This window comes from Lentibacillus kapialis, assembly GCF_014646635.1.
GTDB classification, from domain to species: domain Bacteria; phylum Bacillota; class Bacilli; order Bacillales; family Amphibacillaceae; genus Lentibacillus; species Lentibacillus kapialis.
This window is the reverse complement of record NZ_BMNQ01000054.1, coordinates 1-24339: the sequence shown is the minus strand read 5'-3', so window position 1 is coordinate 24339 and position 24339 is coordinate 1. Positions and strand designations below refer to the sequence as shown.

The 24339-nt window shown below is 41.5% G+C and carries 27 protein-coding genes, 3 pseudogenes and 2 riboswitches; of the genes and pseudogenes, 9 read left to right on the top strand and 21 right to left on the bottom strand.

Annotation, left to right across the window (positions count from 1 at the left end):
• Both IEW67_RS14490 and IEW67_RS14485 read left to right on the top strand, forming a co-directional pair.
• Positions 1 to 203 (top strand): annotated as a pseudogene (locus tag IEW67_RS14490) (phytanoyl-CoA dioxygenase family protein); the annotation flags it as partial.
• A 115-nt stretch (positions 204 to 318) separates the two neighbouring features.
• The gene (locus IEW67_RS14485) at positions 319 to 927 is read left to right on the top strand and encodes a hypothetical protein (RefSeq protein ID WP_188633797.1); all 609 of its coding nucleotides are present in this window, start codon (positions 319 to 321) and stop codon (positions 925 to 927) included.
• Between the two features lie 293 nt (positions 928 to 1220).
• Here the strand turns inward: IEW67_RS14485 and fdhD are convergent, their stop codons facing one another.
• The 3 genes from fdhD to IEW67_RS14470 all read right to left on the bottom strand — a co-directional run bounded on the left by fdhD (position 1221) and on the right by IEW67_RS14470 (position 2906).
• Positions 1221 to 2021: a formate dehydrogenase accessory sulfurtransferase FdhD gene (gene fdhD, locus IEW67_RS14480; protein WP_188633796.1), complete on the bottom strand. Its 801-nt coding sequence runs from the start codon at positions 2019 to 2021 to the stop codon at positions 1221 to 1223.
• A gap of 152 nt (positions 2022 to 2173) precedes the next feature.
• A complete protein-coding gene (locus IEW67_RS14475) occupies positions 2174 to 2614 on the bottom strand; it encodes a GNAT family N-acetyltransferase (protein ID WP_188633795.1) in 441 nt (146 codons plus the stop codon).
• A 34-nt stretch (positions 2615 to 2648) separates the two neighbouring features.
• A complete protein-coding gene (locus IEW67_RS14470) occupies positions 2649 to 2906 on the bottom strand; it encodes a YppG family protein (RefSeq protein ID WP_188633794.1) in 258 nt (85 codons plus the stop codon).
• A 145-nt stretch (positions 2907 to 3051) separates the two neighbouring features.
• Here IEW67_RS14470 and IEW67_RS14465 point away from each other — a divergent pair, with 145 nt between their 5' ends.
• On the top strand, positions 3052 to 3843 hold the full coding sequence (locus IEW67_RS14465) for a DUF2268 domain-containing putative Zn-dependent protease (protein ID WP_188633793.1): 792 nt from the start codon (positions 3052 to 3054) through the stop codon (positions 3841 to 3843).
• 32 nt (positions 3844 to 3875) lie between these two features.
• Here IEW67_RS14465 and IEW67_RS14460 read toward each other — a convergent pair whose 3' ends face one another.
• Positions 3876 to 4142 (bottom strand): hypothetical protein, encoded by a 267-nt coding sequence (locus tag IEW67_RS14460; protein WP_188633792.1) that lies wholly within the window; start codon positions 4140 to 4142, stop codon positions 3876 to 3878.
• Between the two features lie 208 nt (positions 4143 to 4350).
• Between IEW67_RS14460 and IEW67_RS14455 the strand changes: the two genes are divergently transcribed.
• Both IEW67_RS14455 and IEW67_RS14450 read left to right on the top strand, forming a co-directional pair.
• On the top strand, positions 4351 to 4452 hold the full coding sequence (locus IEW67_RS14455; RefSeq protein WP_188633791.1) for a YjcZ family sporulation protein: 102 nt from the start codon (positions 4351 to 4353) through the stop codon (positions 4450 to 4452).
• 94 nt (positions 4453 to 4546) lie between these two features.
• Positions 4547 to 4738 carry a YjcZ family sporulation protein gene (locus IEW67_RS14450; RefSeq protein ID WP_188633790.1) on the top strand — a complete coding sequence of 64 codons (192 nt, stop codon included), beginning with the start codon at positions 4547 to 4549 and terminating at the stop codon, positions 4736 to 4738.
• 117 nt (positions 4739 to 4855) lie between these two features.
• On the opposite strand, the gene IEW67_RS14445 is transcribed toward IEW67_RS14450, so the two are convergent.
• From IEW67_RS14445 to IEW67_RS14435, 3 genes are all read right to left on the bottom strand, one after another.
• The gene (locus IEW67_RS14445) at positions 4856 to 5437 is read right to left on the bottom strand and encodes an NADPH-dependent FMN reductase (protein WP_188633789.1); all 582 of its coding nucleotides are present in this window, start codon (positions 5435 to 5437) and stop codon (positions 4856 to 4858) included.
• Between the two features lie 205 nt (positions 5438 to 5642).
• Positions 5643 to 6209 (bottom strand): NADPH-dependent FMN reductase, encoded by a 567-nt coding sequence (locus IEW67_RS14440; RefSeq protein WP_188633788.1) that lies wholly within the window; start codon positions 6207 to 6209, stop codon positions 5643 to 5645.
• A 12-nt stretch (positions 6210 to 6221) separates the two neighbouring features.
• Positions 6222 to 7280 (bottom strand): LLM class flavin-dependent oxidoreductase, encoded by a 1059-nt coding sequence (locus IEW67_RS14435; protein WP_188633787.1) that lies wholly within the window; start codon positions 7278 to 7280, stop codon positions 6222 to 6224.
• A gap of 121 nt (positions 7281 to 7401) precedes the next feature.
• Between IEW67_RS14435 and IEW67_RS14430 the strand changes: the two genes are divergently transcribed.
• Positions 7402 to 7749: a winged helix-turn-helix transcriptional regulator gene (locus IEW67_RS14430; RefSeq protein ID WP_188633786.1), complete on the top strand. Its 348-nt coding sequence runs from the start codon at positions 7402 to 7404 to the stop codon at positions 7747 to 7749.
• A gap of 180 nt (positions 7750 to 7929) precedes the next feature.
• On the opposite strand, the gene IEW67_RS14425 is transcribed toward IEW67_RS14430, so the two are convergent.
• From IEW67_RS14425 to IEW67_RS14400, 6 genes and pseudogenes are all read right to left on the bottom strand, one after another.
• A complete protein-coding gene (locus tag IEW67_RS14425; protein ID WP_188633801.1) occupies positions 7930 to 9339 on the bottom strand; it encodes an MBL fold metallo-hydrolase in 1410 nt (469 codons plus the stop codon).
• A 286-nt stretch (positions 9340 to 9625) separates the two neighbouring features.
• Positions 9626 to 10741: pseudogene (locus IEW67_RS14420) on the bottom strand (5-methyltetrahydropteroyltriglutamate--homocysteine S-methyltransferase).
• 32 nt (positions 10742 to 10773) lie between these two features.
• Positions 10774 to 10908 carry an S-ribosylhomocysteine lyase gene (locus IEW67_RS18595; RefSeq protein WP_505735189.1) on the bottom strand — a complete coding sequence of 45 codons (135 nt, stop codon included), beginning with the start codon at positions 10906 to 10908 and terminating at the stop codon, positions 10774 to 10776.
• Positions 10909 to 10991: 83 nt separating this feature from the next.
• Positions 10992 to 12179, bottom strand: coding sequence for a methionine adenosyltransferase (gene metK, locus IEW67_RS14410; RefSeq protein ID WP_188633785.1), 1188 nt, complete (start codon positions 12177 to 12179; stop codon positions 10992 to 10994).
• Between the two features lie 250 nt (positions 12180 to 12429).
• A riboswitch (SAM riboswitch) is annotated at positions 12430 to 12525 on the bottom strand.
• A 198-nt stretch (positions 12526 to 12723) separates the two neighbouring features.
• Positions 12724 to 12957: a heavy-metal-associated domain-containing protein gene (locus tag IEW67_RS14405; RefSeq protein WP_229671866.1), complete on the bottom strand. Its 234-nt coding sequence runs from the start codon at positions 12955 to 12957 to the stop codon at positions 12724 to 12726.
• An 89-nt stretch (positions 12958 to 13046) separates the two neighbouring features.
• Positions 13047 to 13853 (bottom strand): cytochrome c oxidase assembly protein, encoded by an 807-nt coding sequence (locus tag IEW67_RS14400; protein WP_188633784.1) that lies wholly within the window; start codon positions 13851 to 13853, stop codon positions 13047 to 13049.
• A 198-nt stretch (positions 13854 to 14051) separates the two neighbouring features.
• On the opposite strand from IEW67_RS14400, the gene IEW67_RS14395 reads away from it, so the two are divergent.
• The 3 genes from IEW67_RS14395 (at position 14052) to IEW67_RS14385 (ending at position 16094) form a co-directional block, all read left to right on the top strand.
• Positions 14052 to 14642, top strand: a complete 591-nt coding sequence (locus tag IEW67_RS14395; protein ID WP_188633783.1) for a DeoR family transcriptional regulator — start codon at positions 14052 to 14054, stop codon at positions 14640 to 14642.
• An 89-nt stretch (positions 14643 to 14731) separates the two neighbouring features.
• Positions 14732 to 15304 (top strand): SCO family protein, encoded by a 573-nt coding sequence (locus IEW67_RS14390; protein ID WP_188633782.1) that lies wholly within the window; start codon positions 14732 to 14734, stop codon positions 15302 to 15304.
• A 25-nt stretch (positions 15305 to 15329) separates the two neighbouring features.
• Complete coding sequence (locus IEW67_RS14385) at positions 15330 to 16094, top strand: FixH family protein (RefSeq protein ID WP_188633781.1); 765 nt, start codon at positions 15330 to 15332, stop codon at positions 16092 to 16094.
• Between the two features lie 124 nt (positions 16095 to 16218).
• On the opposite strand, the gene IEW67_RS14380 is transcribed toward IEW67_RS14385, so the two are convergent.
• From IEW67_RS14380 to IEW67_RS14345, 8 genes and pseudogenes are all read right to left on the bottom strand, one after another.
• The gene (locus IEW67_RS14380; RefSeq protein ID WP_188633780.1) at positions 16219 to 17079 is read right to left on the bottom strand and encodes a 5'-methylthioadenosine/adenosylhomocysteine nucleosidase; all 861 of its coding nucleotides are present in this window, start codon (positions 17077 to 17079) and stop codon (positions 16219 to 16221) included.
• Positions 17080 to 17151: 72 nt separating this feature from the next.
• Positions 17152 to 18888: an adenine deaminase gene (gene ade, locus IEW67_RS14375; protein ID WP_188633779.1), complete on the bottom strand. Its 1737-nt coding sequence runs from the start codon at positions 18886 to 18888 to the stop codon at positions 17152 to 17154.
• Positions 18889 to 19087: 199 nt separating this feature from the next.
• Positions 19088 to 19189, bottom strand: a riboswitch (purine riboswitch).
• A gap of 430 nt (positions 19190 to 19619) precedes the next feature.
• Positions 19620 to 19685: pseudogene (locus IEW67_RS18415) on the bottom strand (hypothetical protein); the annotation flags it as partial.
• A gap of 282 nt (positions 19686 to 19967) precedes the next feature.
• Positions 19968 to 20447, bottom strand: coding sequence for a hypothetical protein (locus tag IEW67_RS14365; RefSeq protein WP_188633778.1), 480 nt, complete (start codon positions 20445 to 20447; stop codon positions 19968 to 19970).
• Between the two features lie 980 nt (positions 20448 to 21427).
• The gene (locus IEW67_RS14360; protein WP_188633777.1) at positions 21428 to 21853 is read right to left on the bottom strand and encodes a MarR family winged helix-turn-helix transcriptional regulator; all 426 of its coding nucleotides are present in this window, start codon (positions 21851 to 21853) and stop codon (positions 21428 to 21430) included.
• Complete coding sequence (locus IEW67_RS14355; RefSeq protein ID WP_188633776.1) at positions 21843 to 22139, bottom strand: transporter suffix domain-containing protein; 297 nt, start codon at positions 22137 to 22139, stop codon at positions 21843 to 21845. Before IEW67_RS14355 ends, IEW67_RS14360 begins: the two co-directional genes overlap by 11 nt.
• A 492-nt stretch (positions 22140 to 22631) precedes the next feature.
• Positions 22632 to 23639: a hypothetical protein gene (locus IEW67_RS14350; protein ID WP_188633775.1), complete on the bottom strand. Its 1008-nt coding sequence runs from the start codon at positions 23637 to 23639 to the stop codon at positions 22632 to 22634.
• A 129-nt stretch (positions 23640 to 23768) separates the two neighbouring features.
• Positions 23769 to 24122, bottom strand: coding sequence for a hypothetical protein (locus tag IEW67_RS14345; protein WP_229671864.1), 354 nt, complete (start codon positions 24120 to 24122; stop codon positions 23769 to 23771).
• Between the last annotated feature and the right edge of the window lie 217 nt (positions 24123 to 24339).

Below are 24339 nucleotides of genomic sequence, written 5' to 3'. Positions count from 1 at the left end.
CCACAGGCAGAGCAGGCTCGATCACGCTGTTTGAATGTAATACCATGCATGGTTCAACGAGCAATATTACTCCATATCCGCGCAACAATTTGTTCATGGTATACAATAGCGTGGAAAATCACCTGGCTGAACCTTTCTCGGGCGGTAAAAAACGTCCGGAATATATAGCTGTACGAGATAGCGGCATTCCAGCAATGAGCTAAATGATTCATTCAGCGCCGGGAAACTTTCATGATGTTAATCCTGGCGTTAGATGTAGGCGGTCGTCTCAAAAGGTGAGCTTTTGAGGCGGTCGTTTTTAATTTAGGAATGATAAAGGTGGACAATAGACTAAAAACATCCAGACATCAGCAGAAGAGCGCGGACATCAGCAGAAGGGCGCGGATATCAGTAGAAGAGCGCAGACGTCAGCAGAAGAACGCGGACATCAGCAGAAGAGCGCGAACATCAGCAGAAGAACGCGGACATCAGCAGAAGAGCACGAACATCAGCAGAAGAGCGCGGACATCAGCAGAAGAGTGCGGACATCAGCAGAAGGGCGCAGACATCAGCAGAAGAGTGCGGACATCAGCAGAAGAGCGCGAACATCAGCAGAAGAGCGCGGATATCAGCAGAAGGGCGCAGACATCAGCAGAAGAGCGCGAACATCAGCAGAAGAGCGCGGACATCAGCAGAAGAGCGCGGACATCAGCAGAAGAGCGCAGATATCAGCAGAAGAGCGCGGACATCAGCAGAAGGGCGCGAACATCAGCAGAAAAGCGCGGACATCAGCAGAAAAGCGCAGACATCAGCAGAAGAGCGCAGACATCAGCAGAAAAGCGCGGACATCAGCAGAAGAGCGCGAACATCAGCAGGAAAGGAATCCACCAGATTGAAATCACAATTAATATCCCATTAGAAAAACTCGGCATTCGCCTCGTCTTATAGCGAATGCCGAAGCTTTTCTTATAAGGTCAACCATTTTATACTTTCTGACGTTACAAAAAAAAGCCTCTTTTTGAAAAAGAGACTCCATTTGTCATTAAGGTGAACGTTGAATGAGCGCTGGCTTCCTATACTATTGGCCGGTTATTATACCATACGCTAACAATAGCGGTGCTGCCAGGGCGGCTGCATGACTAACAATCAAAAAAGGAGCTTGCATTCCGCCCATCCGCGTCAAAACAGATTATTTTCGTTCCGATTTTTAATCGGAGGGTCGCGGTATGTTGGCTTATTTCCTAAACATCATCATTTGCTTCCTTAACCCGGTGCGGATGCGTGTAGACGTTCATTTTGTTTGCTCTGGCAAACCCAATTACCGTAATACCCAGATCATTGGCCAGCTGAAGCGCCAGATCAGTCGGAGCGGATTTAGAAATCACAATACCTGTACCGATCTTGGATATCTTAAGCAATATTTCTGAGGAAATCCGGCCGCTGAACACGATCAGTTTATTTTTAACAGGAACATGCTGCTTGATGATGTGACCGTAAATTTTATCAAGGGTATTATGTCTGCCAATATCCATACGTATGGCAAGCATTTCATCAGGCTCTGCCAAGGCTGCATTATGAACACCACCGGTCCGGATGAATTGTTCTGATTCCAATTGCAGCTGATTCATCAGGCGATAGCACTGTTCAACTGTGACCGACAGTCGGCTATAGACCGTTTTGGCAGTCCTGACATCACTCTGGAAATAAAACTGCCGGCTCTTACCGCAACAAGATCCGATAAAGCGTTTCGATTGATCCTGCGGGATGGCTTCACTTTTTTTCGCGATATCGATGTAAGCAAACCCTTTGCTTTCATCAACTAATAGACTGACAATCTCTTTATACGAGCGGATAATCCCTTCTGAGGCAAGAAAGCCAATTGCCAATTCTTCCAAAGCGGTCGGGGAGCACACCATAGTGGCAAATTCCTCGCCGTTTAATAAAACAGTCATCGGAAATTCTATTGCGATTTCATCCTCCAACGATAATGGGGCCTCCCCATCAAACCGGATAACCTGCCAATTATGTTGTATATGATGCATCCAATCACCTTCCAGGTTATCATCCGTAATATTAAGATTTGATCATATATTCTGTCAATTACTTTACCACGAAAACGGACAGAACACAATCTATTGAAAAAAGACTGCCATAATTAGCTGTTACAGCAGTCTTTTTACACATGTTCACCGGTTTAATCGATCCGTTTTTCCATCAAAGTTGTCACTGCCTGAAAACCAAGTCTCTCATAAAATGATTTGATTGAATTGCCGGCAAACACATTAAGCTGGACGGCGGTGTATCCCGATTCCTGCAGTCTGACTAAGGCCTCCTTACATAACGCTTCTGCGATTCCCTGCTTCCGATATTGATACAGAACATAAAGTTCCGGAATGATGCCAACAAGATTGTCTGTATAAGGATCAATGGTACTTCCGACTCCTATCCATCCTTGAAGATTGCCATTGACCGCATACACTAGATAATAACCTCCCGAAGCCAAAAACGGCGATATCATTTGCTCTGCTTTTTCCTGTTTTGCAGGAATATGCCCCATGCTTGATTCGTTTAAGACTTGCAATGAATGATGCATAATCTGACGGGTTTCTTGTTTTGTTGCGTTTCGAATCGCCATCCGGTTCTACCACTCCCCCTTTGCACATACTGAATTAGCGTTTGATAAATTTAGTGACCAGCGGGCTTACCTGTCCGTACAGTTTGCCGACTTGCTGTGCCGTCGTCGTGATTTTATCAATATCCAAATTCCCTTCCTGATCCCGAAAATGATTCAAGATATTTTGCCCGGCCGAATGCGGTGATCGCTGCATGGGCGGGCGGGACGGATGCATTGGCGGATGCGGCGGTGGCATTAATGGCCGCCGCGGCGGCATAGGTTCGCGCGGTCTTCCAAGATAAATCATCATCATACCTCCCTACTTCGCTTTAGGATATCCTATTCAAACAGCCCGCTAAATGAAAAGGTATCTGTCTAAAACAAAGACTTTCACGCGTAACAAATACACGGCAAATGACATAATCTATCAGATACAAACAGTTAGGGAGTTGTTGCATTTGCGTGTTATACGTACCGACAAATGGCTATTGAATGCCTACGAGCAGCCGCTAAAGCTTTGCGAAAAACTAAAAAAACGCTTTAATGAAAATATTTCGGCTGAAGAACTCCACCAGCATTTCATCATGCATGGCATGTACCGTCAACCGCTCAAACACGGGAAAAAACTGATTCAAAAACTACAGAAGCGCAACATCTGGCAAATGGTGCACCAGGAAGCACATGATTTACAGAAAGAGTGGAACGGACCGGATATTCCAATTTTCATCTTACCCGCAGATACCACCAATCAGAAATTAACACACGACCAAAACGGAAAATCGGGACTCAGTTTTCCCGACAAAGTGTTTTTATTTATTTCAGACATGAACACGGAAAAAGAAATCTGCGCGCTCTTGACTCATGAATATAATCACATCTGCAGATTATCCAAATACAACAAAAAGGAATCTGAATACACACTGCTCGATACAGTCATATTGGAAGGTTTAGCAGAAAACGCCGTTCGTGAAAGGTTCGGTGAACGATATACAGCGAAATGGGTGTCCTATTATTCCGATGCCCGATTGAACAGAATATGCACAAACTTGATACTCCCCAATCGAAATGCCCTAAAGTCCAGCCACATTCACGCGCAACTGTTATATGGTTTAGGTTTTTACCCTGAAATGGCCGGTTATTGTGCAGGGTATCATTTAGTGGAACGCTATATGAACAAAGAAAATGTAACCTCACAGGATTTATTGCCGGTTAAATCGGACATAATCATCGAACAAACAGACGATTCGTGATACGTCCGTTTGTTCGATACTACGGACAAGCCTTACCAGTAGAAAAACGGAAGCAAAGCCAATGTGCCAATCGCTCCCAAAGCGATACCATAGGCAAAACCGGGACGATAGCCATATCCCGGGCTGTAAAAACCATACCCGAAGCCATCTATATTTCGATGATGAAACGGCTGTATAAATACACGGTGATGATCAACGTTTTGAATAGTGCCACGATGAACTTCCCCGTCACGGGTGGTTATTCTGACAGGTCTACCTTTATATTTGCAGCATAATTCATGATAATACCTGACTGACATACTTTCACCTCCATATTACCAAAACTTATGACATTGTATGTATGCGGCAACATTTCAGTAAGAGGCAATTGTATTGGGGAATCAGCGGAAAAGGCATAACCTAAACGACTTTCGTCTGAGCCCAATTCGCGTTATTTGGCAATTTGCCCATATCAATCTTCATTCACCTACATATATTGTTAACAAAAGGTTATGGAGGTGTTGATGAATGAGTGAATATGGCGGAGCAGGCTACGGTGGCGGATTCGCCCTGATCGTAGTCTTATTTATCCTATTGATTATTGTCGGCGTTGCTTACGTTGGCTATTAATCCAAACATCAGAAAACCTGGCTTGATCGTCAATCTTTTATGACGAAAAAGTCTTATCTGCCAAAAATACAAAACGTTTGAGGAGGGAATATAAATGGGATTTGAACCTAAATGTGGATGCGGATATGGCGGCGGCTACGGCGGCCAAGTTGCAGGTGCCAGCTACGGCGGTCCCGGATTCGGATACGGTGGTGGCTATGGCGGCTGCTATGGGGCCGGACGCGGTTTTGCGCTGATCGTCGTATTATTCATCCTGCTTATTATCGTTGGCGCGGCGTGGTGCTAAACAAAGCTATTTAAATATCATGAAAAACCCGGACCGCCGTTTATCGGCAGCCCGGGTTTTTCATGTTACAATGGCTTTGTCATGAGCTTGTTTTCAAAATAATTAACGGGGTAAATCTCAGTTATTAACTGAATTAAATGAGGGTATGTCACGCTTCTTATTTATTAAGTCCACAAATGCATCTACGAAAGACTGGAGAAACTGAACAGTCTTTTCGTTATTAATCTGACCATTTTCATCCAATAGTGTGGCAACGTTCGCAATATAGGCTTCCGGTTGTTGTACGACCGGCATATTTAATGATACAAGCGACTGACGCAAATGATGATTAGCACCAAAGCCACTTAAATTACTGGGAGATTGACTGATAATTGCTGCCGGTTTTCCGTTCCAGACACTATCGGCTTTCGGGCGGGACCCAACATCCAGAGCATTTTTCAATACACCGGGAACAGAGCGGTTATACTCAGGCGTTACGAATAAAACAGCATCACATGCTTTGATTTTGTTCCGGAAAGACGTATACACTTGCGGTGGATCGTTATTATCATCGAGATCCTGATTATATAAGAGGAGATTCCCGATAGAAACGAACTCCGCTTCAAATCCATCAGGAAATAATTCCGCCACATTTGCTGCTATTTTTTTGGAAAAAGCCCCTTTTCGTAAAGAGCCTGTCAATACAGCGATTTTAGCCATTTCATATCACCTTGCCTTTTCGTTTAAATATTGTGCCTGAAGATGGAATAACAATACAATCAATAGTTTAACAAAGATAACAAGAAACTCAATTCAGAAGGGTTGCCACACCTTTTAAAAAATCATTGTAGGGTTGATTCTCAATTAATCGCTCAGTTAAGCCATGATTGTTTTAATCATCGTTAGTTTGGGCAATGAACAGCCCTTAAAAATCATATTGTGCTTCTTTTGCTTCTCGTATACTTGTATAAGTTTCCATTAACATGAACGTATCCTCAACCAAACTGTCAATTCTAAAAAACACATCATCATTTATTATCTCTTTTCGATAGAAATCCTGTTCTTCGATAAACACATACGTCTGGACAATGGTTGCTTTCATATAACCCAGAATAGGTTTCAATTGCTGTTCTGCGATGAGGTAGTGCTTTGGCGAACCAGCAGTCACAAACATACTGACAACCTTATCACGGAATGCATCCACAGGAAGTAAGTCAAATATATTTTTCAATGTCGCCGGTATGGACGCCTGGAAGATTGGTGTCCCAATGATGATGGCATCTGCCTTCATGATTGTTTCTGCTGCATATTTTGTATCGCCTTTATAATCCCGGTAGTCACGACCATCACTAAATTGCATATCATATTCCGCTAAATCAATAAGTGTGAATTCAGCATCCGGATACTTTTCCTCTGCTGCTTTCATAGTATAATCCATGGCCGTTCGTGTTTTCGATCCGACGTTTGAACCGGATAAACCGACAACCTTCATGTTCCTTGCCTCCTAATCCTTTGCAGTATATTTTTTGACAGCAGGTAATATTTCTGTTCCGATTAATTCAATATTTTTCTTTAATTGATCAAATGGCACACCGCCGAAATCCATTTGTGCGATATAACGTTGATGACCAAAAAGTTCATGCTGATAAAGGATTTTTTCAATGATTTGTTGTGGACTTCCGATATTCATAACATCTCTTGTGTCTGCTCCCTGTGCAAAGTGCTGTTTTGGATAACCTCGTCCGTTTATCAACTGCATTCCTTGATTAACATGAGGGTATACCTCTTGCTGTGCCTGCTGTGTTGTTTCCGCTGTATAGAAAAACCCGGCAGTGGCAATTGGAAGTTCAGATGGGTCATAACCATTGCTTTCTGCTGCCTGGCGATAGGCATCGATGGATCGCTTAAAACTGGATGCAGGTCCTCCCAACGTTGCCAAAAACATCGGCACACCTGCATAACCCGCCTTAATCGCACTCGCAGGTGGACCACCAACCGCACGCCAAATCGGCAAAGATCCATTAAGCGGACGCGGAAGAACTCTTGCATTTTTTAAAGGTGCCCGGAATTGCCCATCCCAATTAACCACTTCCTTCTCATTTAATGTCAACAACAGGTCAAACTTTTCTTCATACAATGCTTCATAATCACGAAGATTATAACCAAGTAAATCAAAATTCCCGACTCTTGAAGCACGGCCGGCAATAATTTCTGTTCGTCCCCCCGAAATAAGATCAATCGTCGCAAAATCTTCATATACACGAACCGGGTCCAACGTACTGATAATTGTTGACGAGCTGGTTATCTTGATTTTTTCTGTGGCTTGTGCAATAGCCGATAAAACGACAGAGTGCGCCTGCGTTGTAAAATACTCCTGATGGCTTTCACCTACACTAAAGATGTCAATACCGGCTTCTTCAGCAAGCTTCGCCAATTCAATCATTTCCCCAATTCGCTGTTGGGAGGAAATCCGATCGCCTGTTAACGGATTTGGTATGTGGTCCCCTAATGTGTACAAGCCGAACTCCATTCCTTTGTTCGGATCTATACGATATTTTTCCATTTATATTATCATCCTTTCTTTCATGTCGTTACAATGCTATTATAGATTATATAAAACAATTAAGTAAGTACGCACTTATAAGTGTCATAGTATACAAAAAGATACTAAGGAGGAATTAAGAGTGGGTAAGGTACCTGAGCTTTGTCGCGTAGAAGATGCTTTAGGTATTTTGGTTGGTAAATGGAAACCTGTTATTTTATTACATCTATTGCAGGAAGGCACAATGCGTTTTAATGAATTGAAAAGAAGCATGCCTGAAATTACCCAAAAAATGCTTACAAAACAGTTAAGGGAATTAGAAGAGGAGGATATTATTGAGCGCGTCGTATACGCTCAGGTTCCTCCGAAAGTGGAATATTCCATAACGGAATATGGAACAAGCTTAGAACCCATTTTAGAAGCCATGCATGAATGGGGAACGAAACACACATTGCATAAGAGACAAAAATTGGAGCAAAAAAGTATGTAATGTTAAAAGGCTAATTTAGAAAAACTTGGCATTCGCCTCGTCTTATAGCGAATGCCGAAGCTTTTCTTATAAGGTCATCCATCATTTATACTTTCTGACGTTATAAAAAACCCGCATGAATTTAATTCGTACGGGTTTTTCCAGATAAGAGCCAACTCTTTTTTTATGTTGTCAACTCACTTATTTCTGAACTGGCAGGTCTTTTTTCAGCCAGTTGCCGAATCCGCCTTGAAGGTTGATGACATTTTTGATTCCATTTTTCTGCAGGAGACTTGCTGCAATGGCAGATCGTTTCCCGGACTGGCAGTTGACAGCAATAGCTTTATCCGTCGGTATCTCGTTAATCCGGTCCGGTAAATATCCGAGCATGATGTGTTGTGCGTCAGGAGCATGCCCCTCATCCCACTCACTTTGATTCCGGACATCAACCAGATGAACCGACCCGGCTTGGAGCTTGCTTTCTAGTTCCTCAGGGGACATATTTTCATAGCTTTCCGTTTTTGATACATCATTGATGATTGCGGTAGACGCATAGCCTTTCAACCGATCCAGACCAATGGATTCCAATGCCCGCTTAATAGACGTTACCTGCTGCGGTGCAGCAATCATAACGATGTCCTCATCATAGTCCAACAGCCAGCCAGCCCAATTCGGAAAAGACTTGTTGAACGCTATATTTAAAGTTCCGGGAATATGACGCTCGCTAAACTCCATATCCGGGCGGGTATCAAGAACAATAACATGATCATTTGCTATCTGATCTTCCAGTGTCTGGGTGGACGTTATTTCTTCTATAGGAGAATGATCGACAAGTCCCGGGCCTTCTTTATTAACTTTTTTCATCATCGCAAAATATTTTGGCGGCTCCGGTTGCTCCTCGGTCAGTTCTTTGACAAATGTTTCTTTATCGTTTTGCAGCAATGCCCAGTTGGTATATTTTTCATAACCTGCGGTGGACATTGGAACAGCTCCCAAGGATTTACCACAAGCGCTGCCTGCCCCGTGTCCCGGCCAAACCTGCAGGCTATCAGGCAATTCTTTAAAGCGCTGCAGAGCATCAAACATCTGACGGGCACCATCTTCCGTTGAACCGGCAACATTTGCGGCTTTTTCTAATAAATCAGGGCGGCCAACATCGCCAACAAAGACAAAGTCACCCGTAAAGACACCCATTGGTACATCTGAACCGACTCCTTTATCCGTTAGAATGAACGATAGACTCTCAGGTGTGTGGCCGGGGGTGTGCATTACCTCAAATTGGACGTTACCAATCGAGAAGACATCCCCATCTTTTAATGATTCATACGTGACTTCGTTTACATACTGATATTTCCAATTTGTATCTCCTTCATCAGAAAGGTACAGTTTTACATTGTGGCGCAATGCAAGCTCTCTGGCACCCGAGACGAAATCGGCATGAATATGCGTTTCAGCAGCAGCCGTAACATTTAACCCTTCCGCTTTGGCAGCTTCGAAGTAGGCATCAACATCTCTTGCGGGGTCAATAACAATGGCTTCTCCCGTTTGTTGGCAACCTATCAAATAAGAATACTGTGCAAGTTTGTCATCAAAAAAAGATCTGAAAAACATCATTTATACCTCCCTGTTTATCTTTCCTGACAATACGTTGTGCAGTGTATTCATAGATTAATAAACTCTCCAAGCACATCATATTTATGTGCCATTATATACCCTATGGGGTTTATTATCAACTAACCCCCCTTTTGTTGAATAATGAAAGAGTCATTGACGAGTGACTGCATCCGAATAATAAGTGCTTCCGTTTACGTGAGTGTGTCCATTGGCTTCATTCCTTTCCCGGATGATATTTATTCTCAGCGTATCACAAAAATCCCTGTCTTTTTCCAAAACGACATTACTTCCAAATATCCTGTGCTATTTCAACAACGTGTCGTAACTTTGTCCACTGTTGTTCTTCCGTCAGCATGTTTCCTTCTTCTGTCGAGGAAAATCCGCACTGTGGACTTAAGCATAATTGGTCTAAGTCTACGAAACGGGTTGCTTCATCAATACGCCGCTTTACTTCATCCGGATTCTCCAATTCCGGATATTTAGAGGTCACCAGACCAAGCACAATCTGCAGATCCTTCCGTTTGACGAATCGAAGCGGGGTGAAGTCGCCTGCCCTGTCACTGTCGTATTCCAGAAAGAATCCATCAGCATTGACCCCGTCAAGCAATGTTTCGGCAACGGGCTCATAGCCACCGGAGTACATCTATGTGGAGCGAAAATTACCACGGCAAATATGCATAGTAATGGTTAAGTCATCCGGCCGGTCTTCTACGGCTTTGTTGATGGTTTCCGCATACAAAGCTGAAAGTTTATCAGGATTAGTACCCTGGGCACGCATCTTTTCCCTTTCTTCTTCAGAAGCTAAAAAAGCCCATGCCGTATCATCCAATTGCAAATAGCGACAACCAGCATTATAGAAAGCCTGAATGGCCTTTTTATAAGCGTTGGCTAAGTCATGAGTGAATTCCTCTGGGTTGTCGTAAATGCCTTGCTCGATGCTTCCTCGAAGCCGAAGCATGCTCGGACTCGGTATAGTCATTTTTGCCCAGGGCCCTGCAATGCTTTTCAGAAACTTAAAGTCCTCAATCATTGGATGATTGCTAAAATCAAGCTTGCCTGTTACCTTGATAGCATGTGCTTTGGTTTGTTGTTGATGAAATTGGAGGCCAGTATCCGTATCAAATCCTTCGACGCCATCCAGGTTCTCAAGAAAATCGAAATGCCACCAGGCCCGCCGGAGTTCACCGTCTGTCACAGTGTTAAGTCCAAGCTTCTTTTGTTTTTCAACGATGCGTTCTATTTCTTCATTTTCGATTTCACGCAATTGTTCTGCACTGATATCGCCATTTGCTTTGTGCAGACGTGCCTTCTTTAGTTTGTCAGCTCTTAATAAACTACCTACCTGCTCAGCACGAAATGGCGGTTTATTGCGTTGAAGTGATTGTTGTATGATGATAATTTACCTCCCTTGAATTTATCCATAAATTGAAGTTACTCTGCAAACACTTGAGACCATTCCTCTTTGCCATCTAACATCAGAGCGGCAACGTCTTTAGCATCCTCAAAGCTGTGATTGGCGCCCCATCCACATCGTTTTGGATTGCACGCGGGAACCTCATTTTTTATAACGTCAGAAAGTATAAATAATGGGTGACCTTATAAGAAACGCTTCGGCATTCGCTATAAGCCGAGGCGAATGCCGAGTTTTTCTAAAGAAGATTTACCTTATCTGTTTTTTCCCATGGAAATTCAGCATCTAATCGGCCAAAGTGACCATATGCTGCTGTTTGTTCATAGATGGGCTGACGTAAATTCAACATTTTAATAAGACCGGCCGGTCGCAAGTCAAAATGACTCCGAATTAATTCAATTAACTGCTCCTCCGACACTCGCCCGGTCCCAAACGTATCGACGGAAATGGACACCGGTCCGGCCACACCAATAGCATAGGCCAATTGGATCTCGCATTTCTCTGCCAGTTCTGCGGCAACAATATTTTTGGCAACATACCTTGCAGCATAGGCCGCCGAACGATCTACTTTTGTCGGATCTTTACCTGAAAATGCACCGCCGCCATGACGGGCAAAACCACCATACGTATCAACTACAAGTTTCCTTCCTGTTAAACCGGCATCCCCCTGCGGACCTCCGATGACGAACCTGCCCGTCGGATTAATCAAATACTTGGTGTCCGAGTCAATCAGTTCTTCTGGAACCGTCTCATCAATAACGTGTTTTTTCATATCTTCAGTAATTTGCGCTAAAGACACATCGGGATGATGCTGTGTCGAAATAACAACGGTATCAATACGTTTGGGTCGATAACTTTCATCATATTCTGCGGTAACTTGTGTTTTTCCATCAGGGCGCAGATAATCCACAGTGCTATTCTTTCTAACTTCCGTCAATCGACGGGACAGCTTATGCGCCAAGGAAATCGAAAGCGGCATGAGTTCAGGAGTTTCGTTAGAGGCATAGCCAAACACGATGCCTTGATCACCTGCCCCCATTGCTTCGATCTCTTCATCAGACATTCGTCCTTCCCGTGCTTCCATTGCCTGGTTAACCCCTTGTGCAATATCCGAAGACTGTTCATCGATGGATGTCATAACAGCGCATGTATCCGCATCAAAACCATACTTGGCACGATTATAACCAATGCGTCTGATTGTTTCCCTAACCGTGTCCGGAATATCAACATAGGTTGACGTTGTCATTTCCCCCGTAACGAATACCAAGCCGGTATTCACTATGGTCTCACATGCCACACGGGCATTAGGATCATTTTTAAGCACTTTATCGAGAATGGCATCAGAAATTTGATCGCTTATTTTATCCGGATGTCCCTCTGTTACAGATTCAGAGGTGAACAGTTGGCGAAAATAATTTTGTGTCATCCAATACCTCCTTAATCGTATATGGTTCAACCGCTACTGATTTCACAGCATAACCGGCAATTCTTTTTTAAATTATTGATATTATAGTCAAACACCCGCTTATCATACTGCACGGGGTATAAAAAACCTTTTATTCACTCCTCAGAGTCGCGCTTCATCCTGTTTCCTCCCTTGTGCTGTTTACCCGGCACTAAAAAAGCCCTCTTCCTGGAATCAATAAGAAGAGGGCTCGGTGCCGTATATTTCGCTCTTCTTATCTTCAGCATACGCCTCTGGAATTAGCACAGTACTAACTTCTGTTGCTGAGGTTTCAACGGGCCAGTCCCTCCACCTCTCTGGATAAGAAAAATACAACTATTTAATTATAGTCCATACTATAACGCGGTCTTGAAACAAAAGTCAAGAGAAGAAATCGAGGATTCATTTAGCGCGCCCGTCCGTATTATAAGATAGCCATTTCATAAGTAATATAATGATACAAAACTAGTATACCGGAAATACCGGTATACTAGAGCCAATTATTGATTCAGTTTTCAATCCAGTCTTACACATTCTTCCCGGAACGATCTGCAGCGTCAAATCCGGTATCCTGGATAACACGAATGATTTCAGAGACCCCTGTCAGATGGTTTTCATAGACAACCTGACCGTTTTCAGCTTCCAAGTTTACACTGACATCCTTAACACCCGGCATGGCAGAGACAGCCTTTTCAATCTTCGTTTTGCAATCAGGACAGTGCATGCCTAATACATCGAAATATGCTGTTTCGCGCTTCACCTGGATTACCTCCTTCCTTTCACATTACAGTTTATTTCAATATGTCACCGATTAGAACATCAAAAGGTAGCAGGAATCGTCCTTACGCTTCATCGATCTTTATTACCAATATGGCATGATATAAGGATACTGGCTTTATGCATCCCTAACATTAGCACGCCGGCAAATGCCTGCTCATATTCAGTGTGGAACGGATATGGAAGCAGACCATTGACCGCCTCACGTTGGACCGGTATACAAAGCGGTCCCGTTAATTGGCTTCCAAATGAATTCGCCATACCGCCGATGAACGCATTGCTAATAAATACCAGACAGGCCGGCATGATGATCGCCCCGCTCAACCATGCATAGCGTTTCATTTCCTTCCGGGAAAGCCGTTCATTCGGATCTGGGGAGATAATAGGCATCCACATCGAAACAGCAAGCAAAAACAATATCGCAGAATAGACATTTTGAATTAGTGGATATTGCGCTAATAAATCGAGGACAAAAGGTAAGTGGTAAAGCAGGAATAATGCACCGAACATCAGAAGTGAGATTTTTGACGGGTAAAATCGTTTGCCATTGCTGATCGCCTGCAAAATGCGCAATTCACGAATTCGCCGGTACAGCCGATCTGGAATTCCCAGCAGTAATAATGGGGGGATGATAAAATAAAGCAAGCTCATCTGCAGCATGTGCAGGCTGAAGGCAAGATGACTGACGGCTTCCAGTGGACTTCCGGTAACAGCATACAAACTAATCAGTGCAATAAAGAAGAACAACGACTTTCTGCGCCCTCTATCAATCCGTTTAAAACGTCCAAACAGATACACATACAAGATTCCTGCAAGCAAACAGCCGGCCAATAACGGGATATTCCATACAAGAAACTGTTCCAACAATAACGCATCCACCAAGCGATTCCTCCTTCCACATGGTGAAACAGAACGAATTCACACGTCACCTCCCCTCATATATATGATAAAATTTCACAAATCATTCACAATAAATTTACACAAACGTCATTGAATAATCAAACCTTAGCCAATTATACTAATGTTAGTATTTGTTTTAAACTGTTATAAACAATCATACTGGAAAGGAGGAATGGTGTGCTTCCAATTGAGCGCCAACATAAAATAAAAGACTTGTTAAACAAACATCGCAATATGAAAATTTCTGATCTGAGCGCCAGGCTTGGTGTCTCCGAAATGACGATTCATCGTGATTTAAGACCGTTAATCGACGATGGTGCCGTCCTGAAGACGTTTGGCGGCGCATCGATTGCCCAGAAAGCAAATGAGAATATCACAAATGACTGTGTTTTCTGCAGCCGCACTATCAATGACCGTCTTGCATATCGGCTGATTTTGTCAAACAATCGGACAGAGACAGCATGCTGTGCACACTGTGGGCTTCTCCGTCACCGCCAGCTCAGTAATGACGTGATTCAAGCCATTTGTCCAGACTTTTTTCGCCAGACAACACTCAGTTCGCAGCTGGCATTTTATGTGATGGATACTTCCGTTGAAATTGGGTGCTGTCACCCGCAAGTATTGACATTTGAGCGAAGCGGGGATGCGGAGAAATTTGTCAAAGGCTTTGGCGGTACTGTTTATCGCTTTTCGGAAGCCATTGAGGCCATTTTCCAAAAAATGAACGAACATGATGGGTGTTTCAACAGCCATCACAGATCTGACTGACATGTTCGACAACCGTATTCAGGAAAGCTGAAGCTCCGTTTTTCCGAAATGAATAATAGTATCCGAATCCTCAGGAAAGGATGGAGTACATGAGATTAATGAAAGTTCCGGCATTTCTGCTTATTCTTATCCTCGCTGCATGCGGAGAAGACATTGAGACCAATATGTCAGAGGACGTAAGTGATTTTGAATTTACCACCCAGGACATGGAAACAATGTCGAATGATGACCTAAAAGGAGAGTGGTGGATAGCGGACTTTGTTTTCACCAACTGCACAACGGTCTGCCCGCCCATGACCAGGAATATGGCAGAACTGCAGCAGAAAATGAAAGAAGAAAATCTGGATGCTCAACTTGTATCTTTCAGTGTGGACCCTAAAAGGGATACACCGGAAGCCTTGAAACAATTTGCACAGAATTTTCAGGCTGATTTCAGCAATTGGACACTTTTGACTGGCTATGAATTCCAAACAATTAAAGAGTTTTCCATTAAATCGTTTAAATCACTGGTGAGAAAACCACCGGAAGGATCGGACCAGGTAACACACGGCACCAGTTTCTTTTTAATCAATCCGGAAGGGGAAGTGATTAAAAGCTATAATGGCACCAAAACAGAAGAAATGCAGAAAATTGTTGATGACTTGAAAATTGTCCTTAACTAACGAATGAAATATGGGAGGAGTTAAAATGAAAAAAAGTATTTGGGCCATTTTGGCGGTATTCATCATGGCACTGCTAGCCGCATGCGGTAGTGATAATACAGAACAGGGATCCGGCAATGCGGAAGAGGAAATTAAAGAACTCAAAGTCGACTTTGACTTATCAGAAACCGCCAAAGTCGGTGAAAAGATCCAACTAAAAGCAACGGTAACGTATGGGGGCGAAAAAGTAAAAGATGCGGAAGAAGTGAAATTTGAACATTGGGAAAAAGGCCATGAAGATGACAGTACTATGGTTAAATCATCCAATAACGAGGATGGAACGTATACCGCTGAGGTAACCTTTGACCATGACGGCACCTACGAAATATACGCCCACACAACTGCACGCGGCATGCACACTATGCCAAAAAAATCCATCATGGTTGGTAGCGACAAAAGTGACGAAGAAAACAGCAGCAAAAGCGAAGACAACGGCCATGACGACCACCATGCAAAAGGATTCGGCATGCATTTTGCCAAACCTGATTCTATCAATGCCGGAAAGGAAACCGACTTGATAGTCCACTTGCAGATGGATGACAATCCGCTTGAAAAAGCCGATGTCAGTTTTGAAATTTGGAAAGATGGCGCGGAAAAACATCAATACGTTGACGCTCAGGAAACGAAAGCCGGTGAATACGGCGCAACACACACATTTAATGAATCGCATTCATACAATATGACCATCCACGTCGAAAATGACGAAGGGCTGCATGAGCATAAAGAATTTCAACTTGAAGTAACGGAATGATCATTGCAATCCCGTATAAAAAGAGGCTGTAACAGCACAGCCTCTTTTATACCCTTTTATACTCCTCTTTTGTCCCAGTCTATAAATAATCTTGAGGCATGGCAGGCATTGAAATTTACAGAAACTATTTTGCGTCGTCATCATTACTATAACTCTTAAGGATATGGCGCACCATGTCAATAGCATTTTGGGCGGCCATGTCTTTAAAATCATGATAGAGTTCGCCGCCCTCATCACCCGCAGTATCAGATATAGAGCGAATCACGACGTATGGTATATCGTTTAAATATGCGATCTGTCCGATAGCAGAGCCCTCCATTTCAATAGCCCATGCATCAAACGTATTAGCAATCCGCTGCGATTTCTCATCGTTTGTTACAAATTGATCACCAGTGGCAATCGTACCGGTGTAAACATCAATATTTTTTGGTAGTTCACCGGCGGATTCTTTGGCTAATTTCACTAACTCAGGATCAGCTTTGAAAAACGTTTTATCCATACGTGGAACTTCGCCTTCCTTATCTGCGGCATTCATATCATGTTGCACAGTCTGGGTTGAAATGACAATATCACCGATATTTAACTTCTGTTTTGGACCGCCTGCGATTCCCGTATTTATGAGTGCATCAACCCCAAATTTATCAATTAATATTTGTGCAGTCATAGCTGCATTAACTTTGCCGACACCTGAGCGTACGAGCACAATTTCCTGATTCTCCCAAATACCCTTATAGAACGTTAGTCCACTTTGCTTTTTTGTTTGGTCTACCTTCATTTTCCTGTGAATATTTTTAACCTCTTCTTCCATGGCACCTATAATCCCAATAACATGTGTTTGGTTACTCTTATGCTCAGCCTGTGCAGCGCTTCCTTTTTCCTCTTTTGCAGTGCTCTGTTTTTCAAAAAAACTGCATCCCGTTGCCACAACCGTAAACATCAGAATAAGGACAGTTACAGAAAAAAACCGAATATAATTTTTCGACATAATGTTGTATATCCTTTCTATTAAAAATCTGAATTCCCGCATCATCTCCCCGGGAAAATGAACGTCTCCTTCTTATACTTCTACAACAGATACAGGAACAAATTGGGACTTGGTCACGTCGACCAGACCTTCATCGGTGATTTTCAGTGTTGGAATCACCGCTAATGATACGAATCCTAATGTCATAATGGGATTAACATTATTTGCAATGCCTAGTGTACCATGTGCCACTTCATTGACATGATCTTGTTTAGCGGTAACCTCTTCTCCTGAAAGACGACTCATCAGACCTCCTACAGGTAATGCCATACGACAGAGGACTTCACCCTGATGAATCAAAACAACACCGCCCCCTTGTTCTTTTAATGTTTCAACAGCCAATGCCATATCCTCATCGTTGGTTCCTGTCACAATCAAATTATGGGAATCATGGGCAATAGAGGTCCCAATCGCACCTTTTTGGATCCCATAGTCTTTCAATAAACCGACGAAAACATTTCCGGTGTTTTGGTGTCTTTCAATCACAGCAATTTTGGAAATCGACTTTTCAGGATTGTATACAAACTCACCGGTTTCATCACAATCTACTTCAACAATGGCTTCATTGGTTAAGGCCTCCGTCTGAATCACCTCAATCGCCCTGGCTTGATTTGAGTCTAATTTCAGACAAAGTTTCTCTTTTGTAAAGTCACCGATATGGACACTCGATTGCACAGGTGAAATATTGGCACGGGTCAATGGCAATACATATTTTCCTTGATCGGCCACGAGTTTCCCATCAATATAGGTTTGTTCAACCGCTAAGTGGTTCAGATCACTAAAAATAACCAAATCCGCTTTTAATCCGGGGGAAACTGCTCCACGGTCATGCAGGTTGCAGCATTCTGCTGTATGGATTGTCGCCATCTGAATAGCTTGGATTGGATCCACCTGTTCCTCCACACAAATGCGAATTGCGTGATCCAAATGACCTTTTTCCAAAATGGTTTTGGCTTGTACATCATCTCCGCATAAAACACAGCGGCTGGCATTTTGTCGGGTGACACCTTTGAGCAATGTGCGCAAATTCTGCGTCACCGATCCTTCTCGTAAGAAGACATACATCCCCCGGGAAATCCGTTCTTGTAACTCGGCTACCGTTGAACATTCATGATCATTTTCCACTCCCGCTGCAATGTACGCGTTCAGATCCTTTCCACTAAGCATTGGACTATGTCCATCAATGCGCTTTTTTTGCTTCTTCGCCACTAATAGTTTATTCACCACATCATCCCGAGCTTGAACCACGCCAGGAAAATCCATAAATTCTGCAAGTCCTTCCGCTTTCTCCTCTTCCAAAGGCGCCACCATCTCAGCAGCATTCAACACGGCCCCGGCATTTTCCATATTTGTCGCCGGGACGCAAGAGGGCAGCATGTATCGAATATCTAACACCGTATGATTGGCCGCTTCCCTCATATAATCCAATGCTTTTAACCCTGCTACGTTGACAATTTCATGCGGATCTGCCATCACTGTCGTTGTCCCATGAGGTACAAGTAAACGACCAAATTCCTCGGGAGTCACATAGGAAGATTCCACATGAATATGGGGTTCAATAAAACCAGGTGCAATGTACTTTCCTTCTAAATCAACGATTTCCTTACCATCATAGTTTTCGCCAATCCCCGCAATTTTACCGTCTTTAATGGCGACGTCGCCTCTGAAAAACGTACCTTGATAAACATCCACGATTTTCCCATTTTTTAAAACGATATCTGCAGGTTCGCGCCCAGTCGCCGCATGAATTAATTGGGTTAATTTTTGCATCTTATCCGCCACCTAACCTAATTCTGGAATAAGTTCTTTAATAATTGGATCATAAACCTCTAAGGTTAACCTTCTTTTCGATAAGTTGTCTGTTGTTGTGCTTCGGCCATTTATGATCCCTTTTCTTGAAACATAGAAAAGCTCCGGTATCTCTACCGGAGCTCAACATACAAAGGGGTAGTGACCACGAAAATACACATGTGATCCTGAACACCCTCGTAGTTAGGCCGTTTAAGGCAGCCTGGTAGAGACATGCGGGCCATATTCCCGCAGTTATACGATGATGAATCATATTGTTTCGTTCATTCAAAAAAATTTGGAAAATAACTCACTTGTTTTCCGTGTCACCTTAATTTTTATCTTCTTTTTGAATGTTCACTTGTAAAGCTACTTAAATTTAACAACCTTGATCCCGATTGTCAATAAAAGACGAACATTGGTTATACTTGTCATTTTATTGTTCGTTTTATCCTGTGTTAAAACATTATCTTATGTACGTCATTGTAAGTTCGGATTTTTTAATAAAACCACTTTGTCCAGGGCTCTTGGTTATTAAAAATGGTCCGCAAATGATACCGGCACCAATGCTTATTGCAGATAGGCACGGGAATATCTTCTTATTAACACTAAACAATTGGCAACAAGGAAATTAAGAACGCGTCTCTTTTTCCAGTTTATAATCTTTCCATCCTTTTACAATCCTGTAACGATTCAGATGGCATACCACTTTCTTATTCTTCCTCAGTTCCCAATGTCATGCCACCATCAACGACAACTTCTTTACCCGTGCAATATGCACTTTCATCAGATGCAAGGAATGCTACAGCCCGGCCATTTCAATCGGCTATCCGATACGTCCCAGTTTAACCGAATTATAAAAATCCGGAACATCCTCACCCTGGGTGGCTATTTCTGTTTCCATTCCGCCTGGATGAATCATATTAACCCTCAGGCTTATTCTTTCTCTCCTTAACGTAGAACCAGATTCATGCTGGTAGCGAGCCCCATTCCAGAATTTTTGCCGTTTACAGTATATATTGATACTATTATTCTTCTTCTAAAGTCCTGCTGGCGCTCATTTATTTAACTTCTACAACGAATATATAAGAGGCATCACCGTGAGATAAATTTTCTTTTTCTTCATCCATCCACCGTACCCCATAATCATAATAATAAATTCCCTTTTCATTAGGAGCTGTAAACTGGTTACCCTTTAATTCTGCATCAACTTCTTTATCATTGCTTATCTTTGAAAGATGGACTTCGTTAGGTTTTGGTGTATAATCCATTCCGAGAGCTATACCTTCACCAGCTTGAACTTGTATAGGCTCCTTGTCTTTTAATTGTTCAACCGGTCCAACTTTATCAACACACCCAGATTTCCAACAGTATGAACCCAGTTTAATATCATACTTTTTGTTATCAACTTTTATATAGGCATTGGGGGGACTATCTCCTGATAAGTCCCCATTCTCACCTGTATTTTTTGAAAATAGGCCACCACAACCACTTAATATAAAAACTATCAATAAGATAGCTATGACAGTAAACTTAGTCATTGCTCCCATCCTTCTTTTACAAAATTAAAAGTTGGCGTTCATATTATCCCAATAACTTCAATTTTATTTCGTATCACACATAAAGTATTACTTTAAGGCAAATGTTTAGAAAAACTCGGCATTCGCCTCGTCTTATAGCGAATGCCGAGTTTTTCTTATAAGGTCATCCATATTTTATACTTTCTGACGTTATAAAAAAGGAAATCAACTATTAGAGGTTGTTCAAAAAGTCCGGTAAACATGACACTTCGAATTTCTTCGTTGGCTTGTTTCTCCGCCGCTCATGTATCTAAAGGCATACATTCCGCTTTGAACACGCACTATTAGGTGAATAGAGAATATCCAATTTGAAAAATTATGAGTATAAGTCTCTTGCTGGAGTCCATAACTATAGCGCGGGTTTTGGATAATTATATAACGAACAATATATTTTGGTGTATTTATTATGGCTGTTGACCAAAATCTATGGTTGACAAATTAGATGTCATTTTGACGTCAGCAGTCGCTTCGGAAAAACACTACGCTTTCCGTGGGCTTGTCCTCAGCCTCCTCGAAAAAGAAGGTCGCTTTTTCTGCGGGGTCTTCACACTGCGCATTCCCACAGGAGTCTCCGTGTTTTTCCTCCGCTAGCTAGTTTCACTACTATATTCACTCATTCATATCAACCATAGATTTTGGGGTTGACCCTTTATTATTTTATTTGAAATTATAGTCAACGTTTTATCTGATTTAAATTTTTCATTCTTAACAATGGTAATATACAACTCACTCATGACGTTGTATATTACCATGGAGTTGTTTGATCCATCTACGCCTTTTCTCTTTGGCAGGCTTATAACAAAGCGATAATTATAAATTGTTAACAAGAAGGGGAAAATCCACCCTGAGAATCTTATGGTTTAGTAGTGGATCTTACCTTATTCACGATAAGCGCCTGTTTGATGAAGATCAAGATTTTCAAAAGAATCATTAGCCCATAGTTATTCAAGTAATTCTCGTAGTTTCTGAACGGCAGATAAAATATTTATTAATTCCTTAGATGATAAATTCACATGATACTTTTCAGAAATTTGTTGATAAAATGCTTCCATTTCATTTTTATAAAGTAATCCTTTTTCGCCTAATTCAATGGAAAATGTTCGTTTATCTTCTATCTGTTGCTTTCTAATGATATAACCATCTTTTTCAAATTTTGCTAACTGTTGACTGACAGCACTTTTTGTAATGCCCATTTTTTCGGCTAACTCTGTAGGAGAGGAGAACGGATGCCGAATGATCAATGTTAACAAGACATATTGTTGGTTATTTAATCTAATATTCATATAGGCCCTTTCTTTTTTTTCGAGAATAATCCAAATATCTTCAATTGCTCGATTAATTTGCTCTGCTATATTTTTATTCTTCATGTTTCTGCTTTTCACCCTTCTTCCACCAATTTCTGGGATTTAAATAACGTTTATATTTTGATACTACTTCTTTACCTACGAGTAAAGCCCCTATCCAAAATAAGATTTCTCCGATTATGAGACTGCCTGTTATAATACTTGCTTTAACCGTAAGTGAAATTGGCGTAAACGTTGTGACAGCAGCAATCAACCAACATAAAACAGAAATAATTAAAAGCGCTGTTCCAAGCTTATAAAAAATTGAATTTTTTTGCTTCTTTTTGATTGAAACCTGTTCTCTTCCCAATTTTAAATCCCCTAAATATAATTTAGTTTGCTTAACTAAATTATATGATAATAATATATCAATTACAAGGACCCTTAAAGTTCATCTTTTAGTTTAAAAAGTTACATAATACGATTTTTGCCCTTGATTACTTTTGTAATAAATATACACAAATAAAAAATAAATACAGTTGCTACGAAATAAAACATCAATCTTGAAATGATTTCATCTTTACTATATTTGTAAGCAATAAGCCGCAAAATAAATTATTACTGACACTATTGATACCAAGCCAATTATATTTAACAATTTATGTGTGCTCATTTCACCCCTATTGCCTCCTCTATTTCCAGTCTTCTTTGGTGGTCTGCAGCATTAATGATACCAAACGCGCTAATAACTGTTCCTATATCACAAAGGAAAGGGCACTGATTCTTGATAACGAATCGCGCTGCCCATATCCCATGTTTTTTAGTAAATCACCTTTTCAAAAATAGCTTATTAAAATGTCATCTATTTGGTTAATGCAATTTCGATATCCTTACCAACCTCAAGCAACAAATTTTGGCGATTCTTCACTGGAGCAAAAACCATTACATAGTTATCTGTGTCATGTAGCTCTTCCTTGCTATAAATCGGAACAACCTTCTTTCCAGCTGACTTCAAAAAGACACCCGTTTTTTTCTTATTAGCTCTATAGCCATATTCCTCACCTGATTCTCTAGGATTAAAGAATAGTTCTTCCAGTTTACTTCTCTTTTCATATTGTCCTCCACTTTCGTCCGTATAGATTGTAATATCGGACCCAGTAACGACGACTCTTGTTTCCAAGGCAGAGAACTCTACCTTCCTAATATTGTAAGTTTCACCTTTAAAAGTGAATCCTTTATTGACTTTAACCGTTTTTCTGTTAAAGGTGGCAGAAGATTTAAGCTTAAACTCTAGTGGCCAAGTTGTCTGTACACTTCCATTTCCGCTGTTTTTCCAGATAGTCAAATCTTCAATCTCTAAACGAATGTTTTGTCCCTCATAATTTTTTATTGATTCGAAAGATAAGGCCTCATATACTTTGTTTTTTGTTTTACTGTAATATCGGCTTCCCCACCCCACATTTTCTAGTGATTTCTTTTCGTCACCGAAGAAATTATTCTCAATCAAATTAATCCTACTAACGCCTTCCCAAAGATCAATATAATAGTTCTTTAAATTTGTCTTTTCACTATGATAGGTCAACAGGAGCTTTGTTTCTTTACCATCGGTTAAAATCCTTTTGAAATGTACGGTTATGTCATGCTTTTTGTCATAATATTTTTGATCAAGCACTTGACCTTGTCCCAATTTCACAGCCGCTCTTACTCCCGCGTCATCGACATGTTGACTAGAAAAAATAGTGCCATTTACCTGTTGAGTACTTTCTGCAGTGCCTTGTACCTCTTGAGTACCCCCTAATGATGTAAAAGCTAAAACGGAACCGATAGCTAAAACTATAATTAACGAAAAGAAAGAAATCAATTTTTTCATATATACCCCCCTCCCATATAAGGGATGTACAATATAACAAAATTATTCTTCCTTTTTCGAAAATATGACCCGTATGTAAGGATTGGGCACCAAGTCTTATTCCGAAATGGCGCCCATCGTTGAAGCCTTTTATTTTTTCACACTATCCAATAACACGTAGCCAAACACAATTCCAGCGATTGTTGTAATTGTCGGACCCCCAATTAGAATTATCTCCGTTATAGGGTGTGAGTATGGCAAAATTAACATTGTTATTATAAAAAGGGATGGTAGCGCAATTGCTACGAATCTAACCCAATCAAATGTCCATTCCTTGTTTTCTTTGATTTCAATTATTAGTTTAGGCAATCGTAATAACAATCCGATCACAATAGGGAATATAGCAGCAAATATTATAACAGGAAATAATTCAAACTCCCTTTTGGCTGTTTCTTCTAACTGTGATTGATACTTCATTCCCCAGTAGATAATGAAGCCAATCATAATTGTCCAGCCGAAATAGTATAAAAAGCGTTTAATGAAATCTCTCCTCTCCTTCATTCATGGAGCAAACTTACCCCTTAAAGCAACATCGGATGACGTAAAATAGTTTGTGTAGATTCTTTGAGACAAAAAAAGAGGTAGGGTATCCTCAAAATTGGACAGAAAAAAAGAGAGGAGAAACCCTACCATGTCTCAAAGTATATCGAAAGATAGCTTT

Bases quoted from the DNA above. Each gene is read 5' to 3' on its own strand.
- fdhD (WP_188633796.1), bottom strand. From the start codon at position 2,021: ATGCATCATATACAACATAATTGGCAGGTTATCCGGTTTGATGGGGAG.
- IEW67_RS14475 (WP_188633795.1), bottom strand. From the start codon at position 2,614: ATGGCGATTCGAAACGCAACAAAACAAGAAACCCGTCAGATTATGCAT.
- IEW67_RS14470 (WP_188633794.1), bottom strand. From the start codon at position 2,906: ATGATGATGATTTATCTTGGAAGACCGCGCGAACCTATGCCGCCGCGG.
- IEW67_RS14460 (WP_188633792.1), bottom strand. From the start codon at position 4,142: ATGTCAGTCAGGTATTATCATGAATTATGCTGCAAATATAAAGGTAGA.
- IEW67_RS14455 (WP_188633791.1), top strand. From the start codon at position 4,351: ATGAGTGAATATGGCGGAGCAGGCTACGGTGGCGGATTCGCCCTGATC.
- IEW67_RS14450 (WP_188633790.1), top strand. From the start codon at position 4,547: ATGGGATTTGAACCTAAATGTGGATGCGGATATGGCGGCGGCTACGGC.
- IEW67_RS14445 (WP_188633789.1), bottom strand. From the start codon at position 5,437: ATGGCTAAAATCGCTGTATTGACAGGCTCTTTACGAAAAGGGGCTTTT.
- IEW67_RS14440 (WP_188633788.1), bottom strand. From the start codon at position 6,209: ATGAAGGTTGTCGGTTTATCCGGTTCAAACGTCGGATCGAAAACACGA.
- IEW67_RS14435 (WP_188633787.1), bottom strand. From the start codon at position 7,280: ATGGAAAAATATCGTATAGATCCGAACAAAGGAATGGAGTTCGGCTTG.
- IEW67_RS14425 (WP_188633801.1), bottom strand. From the start codon at position 9,339: ATGTTTTTCAGATCTTTTTTTGATGACAAACTTGCACAGTATTCTTAT.
- metK (WP_188633785.1), bottom strand. From the start codon at position 12,179: ATGACACAAAATTATTTTCGCCAACTGTTCACCTCTGAATCTGTAACA.
- IEW67_RS14390 (WP_188633782.1), top strand. From the start codon at position 14,732: ATGAGATTAATGAAAGTTCCGGCATTTCTGCTTATTCTTATCCTCGCT.
- IEW67_RS14385 (WP_188633781.1), top strand. From the start codon at position 15,330: ATGAAAAAAAGTATTTGGGCCATTTTGGCGGTATTCATCATGGCACTG.
- IEW67_RS14380 (WP_188633780.1), bottom strand. From the start codon at position 17,079: ATGTCGAAAAATTATATTCGGTTTTTTTCTGTAACTGTCCTTATTCTG.
- ade (WP_188633779.1), bottom strand. From the start codon at position 18,888: ATGCAAAAATTAACCCAATTAATTCATGCGGCGACTGGGCGCGAACCT.
- IEW67_RS14365 (WP_188633778.1), bottom strand. From the start codon at position 20,447: ATGACTAAGTTTACTGTCATAGCTATCTTATTGATAGTTTTTATATTA.
- IEW67_RS14360 (WP_188633777.1), bottom strand. From the start codon at position 21,853: ATGAAGAATAAAAATATAGCAGAGCAAATTAATCGAGCAATTGAAGAT.
- IEW67_RS14350 (WP_188633775.1), bottom strand. From the start codon at position 23,639: ATGAAAAAATTGATTTCTTTCTTTTCGTTAATTATAGTTTTAGCTATC.
- IEW67_RS14345 (WP_229671864.1), bottom strand. From the start codon at position 24,122: ATGATTGGCTTCATTATCTACTGGGGAATGAAGTATCAATCACAGTTA.